The 12,853-nt window shown below is 39.9% G+C and carries 10 protein-coding genes; 3 read left to right on the forward strand and 7 right to left on the reverse strand.

Going from position 1 to position 12,853, the window contains the following annotated elements; genetic code table 11:
* Window positions 1-20 precede the first annotated feature (20 nt).
* Entirely contained in the window at window positions 21-1,154 is a 1,134-nt protein-coding gene (locus ABVM50_RS02975; protein ID WP_405199891.1) for a peptidoglycan DD-metalloendopeptidase family protein, read from the forward strand.
* Here ABVM50_RS02975 and ABVM50_RS02980 read toward each other — a convergent pair.
* From ABVM50_RS02980 to ABVM50_RS03005, 6 genes are all read right to left on the reverse strand, one after another.
* Window positions 1,151-2,185 (reverse strand): NADP(H)-dependent aldo-keto reductase, encoded by a 1,035-nt coding sequence (locus ABVM50_RS02980; RefSeq protein ID WP_405199892.1) that lies wholly within the window; start codon window positions 2,183-2,185, stop codon window positions 1,151-1,153. The two genes, ABVM50_RS02975 and ABVM50_RS02980, sit on opposite strands and share 4 nt — an antisense overlap.
* A gap of 4 nt (window positions 2,186-2,189) precedes the next feature.
* On the reverse strand, window positions 2,190-3,152 hold the full coding sequence (locus ABVM50_RS02985) for an OmpA family protein (RefSeq protein ID WP_405199894.1): 963 nt from the start codon (window positions 3,150-3,152) through the stop codon (window positions 2,190-2,192).
* A 7-nt stretch (window positions 3,153-3,159) separates the two neighbouring features.
* Window positions 3,160-3,924, reverse strand: coding sequence for an exodeoxyribonuclease III (locus tag ABVM50_RS02990; RefSeq protein WP_405199896.1), 765 nt, complete (start codon window positions 3,922-3,924; stop codon window positions 3,160-3,162).
* Window positions 3,925-4,005: 81 nt separating this feature from the next.
* Entirely contained in the window at window positions 4,006-7,002 is a 2,997-nt protein-coding gene (locus ABVM50_RS02995; protein ID WP_405199897.1) for a GEVED domain-containing protein, read from the reverse strand.
* A 120-nt stretch (window positions 7,003-7,122) separates the two neighbouring features.
* A complete protein-coding gene (locus ABVM50_RS03000) occupies window positions 7,123-8,667 on the reverse strand; it encodes a glycine--tRNA ligase (RefSeq protein ID WP_405199898.1) in 1,545 nt (514 codons plus the stop codon).
* 66 nt (window positions 8,668-8,733) lie between these two features.
* A complete protein-coding gene (locus ABVM50_RS03005) occupies window positions 8,734-9,615 on the reverse strand; it encodes a hypothetical protein (protein ID WP_141879042.1) in 882 nt (293 codons plus the stop codon).
* A gap of 62 nt (window positions 9,616-9,677) precedes the next feature.
* On the opposite strand from ABVM50_RS03005, the gene ABVM50_RS03010 reads away from it, so the two are divergent.
* Both ABVM50_RS03010 and ABVM50_RS03015 read left to right on the forward strand, forming a co-directional pair.
* The gene (locus tag ABVM50_RS03010; RefSeq protein ID WP_405199899.1) at window positions 9,678-10,358 is read left to right on the forward strand and encodes a ComF family protein; all 681 of its coding nucleotides are present in this window, start codon (window positions 9,678-9,680) and stop codon (window positions 10,356-10,358) included.
* 57 nt (window positions 10,359-10,415) lie between these two features.
* Window positions 10,416-12,020: an Ig-like domain-containing protein gene (locus ABVM50_RS03015; RefSeq protein ID WP_405199900.1), complete on the forward strand. Its 1,605-nt coding sequence runs from the start codon at window positions 10,416-10,418 to the stop codon at window positions 12,018-12,020.
* On the opposite strand, the gene ABVM50_RS03020 is transcribed toward ABVM50_RS03015, so the two are convergent.
* A complete protein-coding gene (locus ABVM50_RS03020) occupies window positions 12,007-12,786 on the reverse strand; it encodes an amidohydrolase (protein WP_405199901.1) in 780 nt (259 codons plus the stop codon). The genes ABVM50_RS03015 and ABVM50_RS03020 overlap by 14 nt on opposite strands.
* Between the last annotated feature and the right edge of the window lie 67 nt (window positions 12,787-12,853).

A 12,853-nucleotide genomic window follows, 5' to 3' on the forward strand; every position in this document is an offset into this window, starting at 1 on the left:
CTGCGTATATTTAGCTCGATATGAAGCAAATTCGCAACCTTTGGTATATTCTTATTTTGTTGCTTATTTCTGGCTGTTCTCAGCTGGAAAAGGCTGAAGATCTTATTTCGGGTCTTTCTGAAAAAGAGAAATATCAACGGGAACGCGATATTTCAAATGAATTATTCAGTCTTTGGGAATCCAGAATTCAGAAAGCTTTAAACGATAGTATTGAAGTTGAAATGCCGTATACTGAAGCAGGAAACTTAAAACCGAAAAGCTTCAGTATTTACTCTTACCAGGCGTATTTAAAACCAGGTGAGATCCTCAACACCAATTTTAAAACCGACTCCTCTTCTACCCTTATTTTTACTGAAATATATCGTCGTAACAAGGAAACTAAAAAGTTTGAACAGGTTTTAAAACCTAAATCTGATGGTTCTATTTCCTACGAAGTAGAAGAAAACGGACTCTATAAAGTGATCTTTCAGCCGGAAATTGAAGCTCATACACCATTTACCATCCAACTTTCCATATTACCAGCCTATCAATTTCCAGTTTCTGGCGGTGAAAATGCAGATATTGGTAGCTACTGGGGAGACATTCGGGATGGTGGCCGCCGGGACCATGAGGGTATCGATATTTTTGCAGATCGGGGAACGCCGGTGATAGCAACAACTTCAGGAAGGGTAGGTTTTTCAGGAGAGAAAGGCCTTGGCGGAAAACAGGTCTGGCTGCGTGATTCAAAACGCTCTCAATCTCTATATTATGCTCACCTGGATAGTATCGTTCCAAATTTAAATTTGGTCAAAACCGGTGATACTCTTGGTTTTGTTGGCAATACCGGAAATGCAAAAACCACACCTCCACATTTACACTTCGGAATTTACCGCAGGAATACTGGAGCAATCGATCCGCTGGGATTTGTTTATAAAACTGAAACATTGGAAGAATCTATTCCGAAGGAAAATGAGATAGCGCAGCAACTAAGAGTAAATTCAACCAAAGCAAATCTGCGGAATAAAGCAGCCGCCAGTAATTCCAAAATAATGAAAACTGCCAGAAATGGCGAACTTTTGTTTGTGCAAGGAAAAACGGCCGATTGGTACCATGTTCGTGATAGCCTCGACCGTTCAATGTATGTGCATGAGAGCCTGGTTAGCCCAAATAGTTAAGGTGCAGGATTCGGAATTTGCTGATGAATCTCATCGATCTCTTTCAAAATTTCATCGCTAAGAACAATATCAATACTTTCTATATTTTCCTTTAATTGATCCATAGTCGTAGCACCAATAATATTGCTGGTCACGAATTTTTGCTGATTGACAAAAGCCAATGCCAGATGGGTTAAATTAAGATCATGCTTATCTGCCAGATCCTTGTATTTCCTGGTTGCTTCGACAGCCAGATCATTTGAATATCTCTTATACTGCGGAAACAGATCTAAACGGGAATTTTTTTGAATACCATTTAAATGCTTTCCACTAAGCGTTCCCATTCCAAGCGGCGAATAAGGAAATAAGCCTACATTCTCCCGATGAAGTATTTCTGTTAATCCAACCTCGTCTTTTCGATTCAACAAACTATACGGATTTTGAACGGTCACTACTTTCGGCAGTCTATCTCCCGCAGCCTGAAGAAATTTCATGAGTCCGTAGGGAGTTTCATTACTCAAACCTATATGACCAATTTTTCCCTGTTGAACAAACTCCTGCAAAGATTCCAGGATGTCCTGAAAGTTTTCTTCCCAGGCTTCAGATTCGTCATGCTTATAATCCAGTTTCCCGAAAAAATTGGTATTGCGTTCCGGCCAGTGCAACTGATAAAGATCGATATGATCTGTTTGCAATCTCTTTAATGAATTATGCAAAGCATCCTGGATAGCTTCCTTGTGAAAACCAAGATTTTCGCGAATATGCGAAACCATATCTCCGGGACCAGCCACTTTACTGGCGATCACTACATCATCTCTTCTTCCGGTTTTCTTTAACCAGGATCCAATCACTTTTTCTGTACTTCCCTGAGTTTCTGCCTTCGTTGGGATCGAATACATTTCAGCAGTATCGATAAAGTTTACACCTCTATCCAGGGCGTAATCTATTTGCTCGTGACCTTCAGCCTCTGTATTCTGTTCTCCCCAAGTCATGGAACCAAGACAGATCTTACTAACTTTTATATTGGTATTCGGTAGATTGCTATATTTCATCTAATTATTCAATTTCATTAAGAACACGAGTGATTTCATCCAGTTTTGGAGTAAGAATCACTTCAATTCTACGGTTTTTGGCTTTTCCTGCTTCAGATTCATTTTTGGCGATTGGTGCATATTCACCTCTACCAGCAGCAGTAAGACTTTGAGGGTCAATCTGGTTGTTTTCGCGTAAGATCTGCACTATAGACGTCGCTCTCTTAGTAGAAAGATCCCAGTTATCCTTTAACTGTCCGCTTCCACCATAAGGCACATTATCTGTATGTCCTTCAATTAGAACTGCGATATCGGGATTTTGCGCAAGTACGCTTCCCAGTTGTTTAACAGCTTTTCTTCCTTCCTGGTTCACTGCCCAGCTACCAGAATCAAAAAGCAATTTGTTTTCCATGGAAACATATACTTTCCCATCTTTTTGCTCAACGCTTAATCCCTTACCTTCAAAATTTGTAAGAGCATTAGAAACAGCATTTTTAAGGGCGTTCATTTTGGCGTCTTTAGCTGCAATAACAGATTCCAATTCATCGATTCTCTGAGAACGAAGACTGAGGTCCTTTTGAAGTTTTTCCAGTCGGTTCTTTTCGGTAAGCAGGTCGGCTTCTTTTTCGTCTAACTGTGCCAGTAACTCTCTGTTTTGACGGGAATTCTCCAGAATTGCTGCTGAACTGTTTTGCTCAAGGGCGTCATAAGATTCTTCCAGACTGGAATAGTTCTTTTGCAACGCAGCATATTTCTGCATAAGATCATTTCGCTCTGTGGTAGTAGCATCGTACTCTTTTTGTAAGCTGGCAAGATCATTCCCAAGCTTTCCCGAATTTCTTCGGAAGGAATTGAGGTCCTCATTCATGCTTCTGTTCTCACGCTGAAGGTCTGCATTTCTACCTTCCAGATCATTGTATTTTTTCGATGAGACACAGGAAGTTCCTAATGCCAGAAGTGTTGATATTGTAAGGATTCTAAGTTTCATGATTTCTTTATTTTTCGATTTCTACTAGAACGGGACAATGATCACTATGGTATGCTTCTGGCAGGATTACTGCTCTTTTCAAGCGATCCTTGAGGGGTGCTGCTACCAGATTATAATCGATCCTCCATCCTTTATTATTATTTCGTGCATTGGCTCTGTAACTCCACCAGGAGTATTGATCTGGTTCTTCATTAAAATGACGGAAGCTATCTATAAAGCCACTTTGCATCAACCTATCGATCCATTGTCGTTCTTCAGGAAGAAATCCGGAAGTGTTCTTTAACCTCACAGGATCGTGAATATCGATGGCTTCGTGACAAATGTTATAATCCCCGCCAATGATCAAATTAGGTCTGGACTTTTTAAGTTCATCAATATAATACTGAAAATCCTCCATGAATTTGAACTTGAAATCGAGCCTGGCAGTATTGGTACCCGATGGCAAATAGAGACTCATGACTGAAAGTTCTCCAAAATCTGCCCGAATCACCCGGCCTTCATAGTCCATATAATCTATCCCGGTCCCATATTCTACATGATCTGGTTTGGTTTTACTCAAAATTGCCACTCCGCTATAACCTTTTTTAGTTGCGGGATACCAGTATTGATATGGATACCCAGCCTTTTCAAAGACTTCCAGATCCAGTTGTTCTGGAGTAGCTTTTATTTCCTGAATAAGAACTACATCTGGATCTGCCTGTTGTAACCAGTCAAGAAAACCTTTCCTGATCGCAGCCCTGATGCCGTTTACGTTATATGATATTATAGTCATAGAAGTCGATTTTGCACAAAAATAACGCTATCTGAACTTTTCGTCGTCCCGGATAGCGTTATGATTTATTTAAAATGATCGTTATTTGACGATAAAGCGTTTTACTTTTCCAACTTTTCGGGTACCTACGCGAACCAGGTAAACTCCCCTCGCAGCGTATGACATATCCAGATCGTAGATATAACCATCCCCATCATTCAGGATCAGGTTTTCCAGGAGCAATTGTCCGCTAATATCATGAACTGTAAGACGCAGAGGTTCATTAAAGCTTGTTTCCATTACTACCCTGTGAAGACCTTCTACTGTTGGATCTGAAACCACTATCAATTCAGCTTCATTCAGGATGAAGTCTTCAATATCTAAAGTACTGTCAATGATATTTACTGAATAATCATGTGTTGTTCCATAGGCCATTACTGAACATGGATCATTTAGATCTCCATCAAAACTGGTGTCACCAGCTCTTATTCTCAGTAAGTGCTGTCCCAGTTTGGCATCTTCCGGTAAACTGAAGTTATAAGTGAATGGCGTATTAATTTCCGGAATCACTTCCGAAGTGATCAATCTTTCAGAATCTTCAAAAACCGCATTATCGTTTAGATCGATCCACATGGAAAACTTCTCCACATCATCATCTGCAAAATTGGTTTGAACAGTAACGCTATAATCGTTTATTGATCGATCAAGATTCGTAGTACCTCCAATAAAATCAAGATATCCTGTAGTACATGGAATCCTTTCATTTACAAAATCATTGATCTCGAAATAAAATATACCATCTCCCTGGGAGCAATCTGAACCTTCAGGAATACAATCCAGATTTGCAACCGATGTTCTTTCTGAATCGTTCGATGGATCAAAATCGTTTGCCAGCCTGGTTCTTGCCGTGATCGTATATCTCCCGGAACTTGAGAAATTAGAAGTCTGATTAAAGGTATATACTTCAAGACCTCCCACTTCGAGGGTGCCATTAAAAACTTCAGAAACAGTGGCGTTATTTCCAACCTGATAAGAAACCGGGATATTGCTTTGAGGCTCTCCCCCAAAGTTCTCGATCGTAACCGTCACCTGCTCAGAAGCACTCAGGTTCTCTCCAGATTCTGGCGCGTCGATGGAAGTAACTCCAACATCATTAGGCGGTAAATTCTTCACCTCAGCTTCAATACTATCGTTTCCGGGATTAACATCGCCCTCAAGATTGGTAGAAATCACCAGTGTATAGATCTGGCCTACTTCGGAAAGATCTGCCAGTTCAGAAAAATTAAATTCAGCAACACTTTCCGCAGGAATGGTTTCAGTATAGGTCTGAGTTACCGTTTCTCCGCCATTTATGGTATAGCTGATCTCAAAATTAGATTGAGGATTAAGTCCGAAATTTCTCAGTCTGATGCTAATTTGTTCTGAAGCGGTCAAACTTGCATCTTCAGGACTTTCCAGGCTAATCACTCCAATATCGTTGAGTTCTGTTGCTGAAAATCTAAAAACTCCTACTTTATTAAGACGTCTAGTTCCTTCAAAATATTCTGCATTATGCCAGAACGTAAGATCATCTACCGGGTCTATGCTTAGATGCGCATAATCTCCGTAGCGGCCAAAAGGACTGGGCTGCGGACTCAATCCTTCCACAATGCTCTGCTCTTCGATGCTCATGATTCCCAAAGCATCATTTACGTACCTTCCAGTATATCGAATGGATGGGAAAATTGGATCCAAAGGATTATCATCCAGAATCGTGAAACCAAGAGCTATATTTCCCCGGGCATCAATCCCAATACTTCCGCTAAATCTATCACTCGGGTCCGGGGCGTAAGTACCTTCCTGGTAAACACTCCAGGCTGCTCCATCGTTTGGCTGCCTTAGTTCATACCAGCGAATGCCCGCATGTTCGGCAGGACTAGCATCTACATCCACCACAAAGTTCATAACAACCGAATTGTGATCTTCGAACCTTCGATACTGCGTCATATACATCATAGCACCTTGAAGGGCATCAATATCTGTATCACTACCCGGCTGAGCAAGATTTTTGAAGCTCCCACCATCAAAAGTTGCTATAAATGGTGAGACACCATCAGTAAGTTCCTGACTTAAACGAATGCTGGAAGATGAAAGATCTTCCCAGCTTACATCCATAAGCCAGATCTTTAAGTGATCCTCATTTACCCCGGCCCATTGATCATCCTGTAAATAAATAATTGGTGCATCCCCCGCAGGCGGAAGATCTGATCCCATTACGCTGAAACCTGCCGGACTGTAAAATCCGTTATTCTGAATTCCCGGCAAAGGGAAACCCAGTATTCTAACATCATTTGAACCAGCCAGCATTTTATCACGCTCGAGTACGTAAACGATCTCTTTGCCCTGTGGTTCTAAAGCATCTTTGTTGGTAGTAATATAATAGCCATCGCTCCAAAGTGAAATTTTTGGATAATCTGGCAGTGATTCCAGGTCAAATCTATAGGTATACCATCCGCTATTAACGGGATCAGGACCCTGTGAAACTGCAAATAGCAATGCCGCTGGGGAATTACTCGTACCCCGTGGCGCGAGATCATCGCTAAATTGCATGACCACGAATCTATCTGCCGACTCATCGTAGAAAACGATAGGATCCCCATCGGTTTCATCATTGAAAGCTCCACCAATACTAGCGAGCGAAGAACCAGGAATTAAAACATTTCCCTGCTTATCCCAGATCGCAAATTCAGAATTCCATGCGTTTACATAATGATTTCGGCCCACGGCACCGGTAGGATCTGATGGTGTTGATCTAGTATCTGCTCCATCAAAAGTGAAAATTGGCGCTTTCGCCGGAATCTCACCTTTTTTCTTTTGTACAGTAGGATCATCCCTTTTCGGCAGGCCTTTCCCTGGAACGATCTTATTGATTCCCCGGTTTCTCGGATTATAAAGCTTTTGCTTTTTGGTAGAAGGAATCAATCGTTTCTTTGAAAGTGCTCCCGATTTAATTACGCTGGCAGAATCTATGAATGCAGGTCCCATTCTTTCTTTCTGCTGGGAAAAAACGTTCAGCTGAAAAAGAAATAAAAGAGGAAGTAATAGTATATATTTTTTCATCGCGAATGCATCAACTTCAATAATGACTAAAAATAGACATTATCAAATTTAATCAATATAAAAAAGGCAATTAATCGCTTAATTGCCTTTATATCGGGACTATACCAGAAATGAATATTTCTATACGAAATCTTTCATCCAGGTTTTAAAGTCGGTTTCTTTTCTTATCAATGCATCGAGTTCAGAGATTTTTACTCTTTTCTGTTCCATGGTATCTCGGAATCTTACAGTTACTGAATCATCTTCCAGCGAATCATGATCTACCGTAATACAAAGCGGAGTTCCGGCAGCATCCTGTCTTCTATATCTACGTCCAATGGCATCTTTCTCATCATACTGCACTCTGAAATCCCATTGAAGTTCATCAATGATCTTATGTGCGAGTTCCGGCAAGCCGTCTTTCTTTACCAGTGGTAATACTGCTGCTTTTGTTGGAGCCAGTACTGCAGGAAGTTTTAATACTGTACGAGTATTCCCGTCTTCCAGTTGCTCTTCTTTTAACGAAGATGAAAGAACTGCCAGGAACATACGATCAAGACCTATCGAGGTTTCGATCACGTAAGGCACATAATTCTCTTTGAGCTCAGGATCGTAGAACCTCAGCTTTTTACCAGAGTGTTCTTCGTGAGCTTTAAGGTCAAAATCTGTTCTTGAATGAATTCCTTCAAGTTCCTTAAATCCAAATGGGAAATCAAATTCTATATCTGCAGCTGCGTTAGCGTAATGCGCTAATTTTTCATGGTCATGGAATCTATAATTTTCTTCACCCAGACCTAGTGATCTATGCCAATTTAATCTTATTTCTTTCCATTTCTCGTACCACTCAAGTTCTTCACCTGGTCTTACAAAAAATTGCATTTCCATTTGTTCAAATTCTCTCATTCTGAAAATGAACTGTCTTGCCACGATCTCATTTCTGAAGGCTTTACCGATCTGTGCTATCCCGAAAGGAATTTTCATTCTTCCGGTTTTCTGAACATTCAGAAAGTTTACAAAGATACCCTGAGCAGTTTCAGGTCTCAGGTATAAATCTGTTGCAGAATCGGCTGAAGCTCCTAGTTTTGTTCCAAACATAAGGTTGAACTGTCTAACTTCAGTCCAGTTCTTGGAACCTGTATCTGGATCTGCTATTTCAAGTTCTTCTATTAACTTTTTGACATCAGCAAGATCTTCATTGGTAAGCGAGCGAGCCAGTCTTTCCAGGATCTCTTTACGATCACCCAGATATCTTTGCACTCTTGGATTGGTCTGCCTGTACATTTCTTCATCGAAATCATCACCAAACCTTTTCTTTGCTTTCGTTATTTCCTTTTCTGCTTTCTGAAGTAGCTTTTCAGCGTAATCCTCTACCAGAACATCTGCTCGATATCTCTTTTTAGAATCTTTATTGTCAATAAGAGGATCATTAAAGGCATCCACATGGCCAGAAGCCTTCCAGGTGGTAGGATGCATTAAGATCGAAGCATCTATACCAACAATATTCTGGTGTAACTGCGTCATACTTCTCCACCAGTATTCCTTGATGTTTTTCTTCAGCTCAGCTCCATTCTGACCATAGTCATATACAGCACTCAGGCCGTCATAGATCTCACTGGATTGAAAAATATACCCATACTCCTTGGCATGGGAAATCACGTTCTTAAAAAGGTCTTCTTGTTTTGCCATGGAGCAAAAATAAAAAAACCGCCCTGAATAAGCTTCAAGGCGGTCTGTATTTTATATTTTAATAATCTATCTCAGGCTAAAACTTCCATTTGCAAGAAGAACAGCGTCATTATATACATAGACCTTATAAGTTCCTTCCAGTAGTTTATCCTCATCTGTATTAGAAAGAATACAAACGTCCAATTCATCTTTTTCGTAGAATACTTTAGAAGATGCGCTATAAACCATTGCTCCACCCTCATGTTGCACCACGATCTGGTCACCTACGAGTTCATTTTCAGGATTATAAACCTGAACGTACATGGTTTTCTCACCTGTATCTGCAAGATCATTTGCAGTTAGAGTAAAGCAGGTTCTAATCTGGTCAATACGTCCTGTTCTATCATTTTCAACTAGTTTGCCGCTATTTCTAACGATCACACCTTCTCCCTTTAAGCCTGTGATCTTAAGACGTGCAGCCTTATCCACTTTTGTAGAAAGATTTTGGTTCGTATTACGCAAAGAATCTGAAAATCTGGTTCTTTCCTGTAATGCAACGCTTGTACTATCCAAAGAAGTACTCAATTGTTGATTTTGTGCACTTAAACTATCCACAACGCGGAATAATCTGTCTTTTTCAGCTTTTAGATTGCCAATCTCTCTTCTATATCTTGAGATCATAACCAGGTTCGCCTCATTATCTTTTACTGAATCTAATAATCGGGTAATTCGATCACGTGCGTTTACGAGGTCCTGATCCATCACTTCATTCTCATCAATCGCCTCATCATACTTGATGATAAGTTCGTTCAATTCATCTTCTATAACTGTTTTTTCCTTCTGAAGAATCTCTTTATTCTCCTTTTCTTCGTTATAAAATTTGATGGTGTAAATACTCAGGGCAATAAGCGCCACGGCAAGTACACCTGTAAGAACTTTTAATGCAGTATTGCTTTTATTTTCTGTCATTATGAATCAATTTAGTTTGTAAATTTATACGTTTAACCAAGTCTGGTACAAGCCATTAACAAATGTTTCACGATTTCATCAATCTTCTTTATCCGGCTTCCTGTCACATTTGCCAGGCAGAACTTGTGAAAAATGAGCATATACTTTGTACCAGTTGCCTGCATGATCTTCCGGTTACCAGATATCATTTAGATAACGACAATCCGGTCAAAAAAATTTTCCAGGGCAGGGTAAAGATAGACAAAGCAACCGCATTATTACATTTCAGAAAAAAATCTGGGGTACAACAGCTTATCCATGACCTGAAATATCGCGGACACCAGGAAATTGGAAAATATCTTGGCTTATGGCTGGGAGAAGAGCTATCGGCTATTGATGATTACAAGAAAATAGACCTGGTTCTTCCTGTTCCTTTGCATAAATCCAGATTGAAAGAACGTGGTTACAACCAGGTAGAAGCTTTTGGTATCGAAATCGCTAAAAAACTGGATGCTCAATATAGATCTGATCTTTTATTAAAAGTAAACGCCATGCAAACACAAACGAGGAAAGGCAGAATCTCCCGATGGGGTAAAATTGAGCAAACGCTAGAACTTCAGAAGCCCGATGAATTGAAGGGAAAGAATGTGCTGCTGGTTGATGATTTGGTTACTACAGGAGCAACTCTGGAAGCCTGTGCTCATAAATTACTTGAAATAGAAAATATCAGCATATCTATCGCTACCATGGCAATTACACACTAAGCATTACGTTGTAATTCAAAATAATTGTTTCTTTGCTAAAAGAATTCACTTTCATTCATGAAGAAAAGAGTACCCGGTTTTATTCTCGTTTTGATACTTCTGTTCACCACAGTACAGTGTGCAAAAAAAGGAATGCCTGAGGGCGGACCGGTAGATGAAGATCCGCCAAAATTCTTGAGAGCAAACCCCGAAAACTTTACTACTAATTTCGACAAAGAGGAAATACGAATTTACTTTGATGAATATATAAAGCTGGACAAACCTTCCCAGCAGATCAATATTTCTCCTCCCATGGTCCCGAAACCGAACATCATGCCTCTGGGAACTGCGAGAAAAGATATCAAGATAGAGATCACTGATACTCTCGAAGAGAATACTACCTATGCCATTAACTTCGGAAAATCTATCGTAGACAACAACGAGGGGAATCCCTATGATTATTTCAAATATGTATTTTCAACAGGAGATTATATAGATTCACTGGCAGTTTCTGGAATTGTTAGAGATGCTAAGCTGAAAGAACCTTCAGAAGTAATTTCTGTAATGCTTTATGAAGCCGATACTTCTTACACAGATTCTATAGTTTTCAAGGAAACTCCGAGGTATATCACCTATTCTCAGGATAGCACTTTTAATTTCAGTCTTGAAAATCTTAAGGCGGGAACCTACAGGATGGTTGCGCTTATGGATAGCAACGATAATTACCTTTATAACCCTAAAAAGGAAAAAATTGGTTTTGTAGAAGGTGATATTACGATTCCTACTGAAGAAACCTTTGAACTTACAGTTTTCAAGGAACAGCTCGAATTCGAACCTAAAAGACCTAATCATTTTAAAGGGAACCAGATCATTTTTGGTTACGAAGGATATGCAGATCCCGATAGTATTAAAATCGATTTGCTTTCCGCCATGCCTGAAGGTTTTCGCTCTAGAATAATAAAGGACCCTGTAAAAGACACCTTATATTACTGGTATAATACCAGTCCTGAACTGGACACCCTCATGTTTGAGGTGAATTCTCCAAAGACGCAGGATACTTTAATCGCGAGAATGGGAAATCTGGAACGTGACTCCTTGATGGTTTCAACAGAGAATGGCGATTTGATCAAAGATTTTAAGTTAAAAGCTAACACGCCAATCGTTGAGTATGCTGCAGACCAGATCAGGATCATGGATATGGATTCTGCTGATGTTCCTTTTGAAGCTGAATTTGATCCATTAATGAATGAAGTAAGACTAAAATTCGAGAAAAAGCCCTCAAATAATTACAATATCACCGCATTACCTGGTGCAATTACAGATCTTTTTGAAGACACTAATGACACGATCTATAAGAATATCACAACTAAAGATCTTTCCGCATTTGGCACTATTATCATAGATCTTCAGAATATTCAGCAATTTCCAGTGATCGTCCAATTAACCAATATTAAAGGTGAAATTTTAGCGGAGCAATACTCAGAAGACCGGTCTAATTTCACTTTCAATTATCTCAATCCCGGGGATATCCTGGTGCGAGTTATTTTTGACAGCAATGCCAACCAAAAGTGGGATACAGGCAATTTCCTGAAAAAGATTCAGCCGGAAAGGATTCAGTATTTAAGAGACACTCTGGAAGTGCGCGCTAACTGGGATCAACCTTACACATTTAGTCTAGACTAAAAGAATCGCGATCCTGAAGGAATTTTAATTTCTCACGGGTTTCCAGCATTTCCTTTTTGGATAGTTCGAATTCCTCCACGAATTCTTCAGATCTATCCAGGCCGGTGATCGCATTACCTAAAACATCGTAAGCAGCAGAATGCCCGTTGTAAACATAGCCATCTCCATCCTCGCCGGTTCTATTCAATCCAATGCAGTAGCTCATATTTTCAATAGCACGAGCTTTCAGTAATGCATCCCACGCGTTTACACGCTTTTCTGGCCAATTTGCTACATAGATCAATAGATCATAATCTTCAGTATTTCTGGCCCACACTGGGAATCTAAGATCATAACATACCAGCGGACAAATCTTCCAACCTTTGTATTCTACGATCAACCTGTCTTTTCCGGCAGTATACGTAAGATGTTCCTTCGCCAGAGTAAAGGTGTGTCGTTTATCATAAATCTTATAATTTCCATCAGGAAATACGAAAAATAGTCGGTTATAATATTCGCCATGATCTTTTATGATCACACTTCCGGTAATTGCTGCATTTTTGTGTTTAGCCGTTTGGATCATCCAGTTGACCGTCTTTCCATTTGTTTCTTCAGCAAGATTTTCAGCATTCATACTGAACCCTGTCGTAAACATTTCCGGCAATACAATAAGTTCTGTCTTATCGCTGATCGCTTCTATCTTTTCTGAAAACATCTCCAGATTCGCATCAGAATTTTCCCATTCCAGCTCAGCCTGAATAATGGCTACTTGTAATTTATCATCCATACTCAAAAATATAAAATTCGTGTAAAGCTGTGCCAAAGCAGTGTTAAATCATTGTGCAACGCCCGCT

It is taken from the genome of Christiangramia sp. LLG6405-1 (assembly GCF_045055805.1).
Taxonomy (GTDB): domain Bacteria; phylum Bacteroidota; class Bacteroidia; order Flavobacteriales; family Flavobacteriaceae; genus Christiangramia.

Bases quoted from the DNA above. Each gene is read 5' to 3' on its own strand.
- ABVM50_RS03000 (WP_405199898.1), bottom strand. From the start codon at position 8,667: ATGGCAAAACAAGAAGACCTTTTTAAGAACGTGATTTCCCATGCCAAG.
- ABVM50_RS02985 (WP_405199894.1), bottom strand. From the start codon at position 3,152: ATGAAACTTAGAATCCTTACAATATCAACACTTCTGGCATTAGGAACT.
- ABVM50_RS03010 (WP_405199899.1), top strand. From the start codon at position 9,678: ATGTTTCACGATTTCATCAATCTTCTTTATCCGGCTTCCTGTCACATT.
- ABVM50_RS03020 (WP_405199901.1), bottom strand. From the start codon at position 12,786: ATGGATGATAAATTACAAGTAGCCATTATTCAGGCTGAGCTGGAATGG.
- ABVM50_RS02990 (WP_405199896.1), bottom strand. From the start codon at position 3,924: ATGACTATAATATCATATAACGTAAACGGCATCAGGGCTGCGATCAGG.
- ABVM50_RS02975 (WP_405199891.1), top strand. From the start codon at position 21: ATGAAGCAAATTCGCAACCTTTGGTATATTCTTATTTTGTTGCTTATT.
- ABVM50_RS02995 (WP_405199897.1), bottom strand. From the start codon at position 7,002: ATGAAAAAATATATACTATTACTTCCTCTTTTATTTCTTTTTCAGCTG.
- ABVM50_RS02980 (WP_405199892.1), bottom strand. From the start codon at position 2,185: ATGAAATATAGCAATCTACCGAATACCAATATAAAAGTTAGTAAGATC.
- ABVM50_RS03015 (WP_405199900.1), top strand. From the start codon at position 10,416: ATGAAGAAAAGAGTACCCGGTTTTATTCTCGTTTTGATACTTCTGTTC.
- ABVM50_RS03005 (WP_141879042.1), bottom strand. From the start codon at position 9,615: ATGACAGAAAATAAAAGCAATACTGCATTAAAAGTTCTTACAGGTGTA.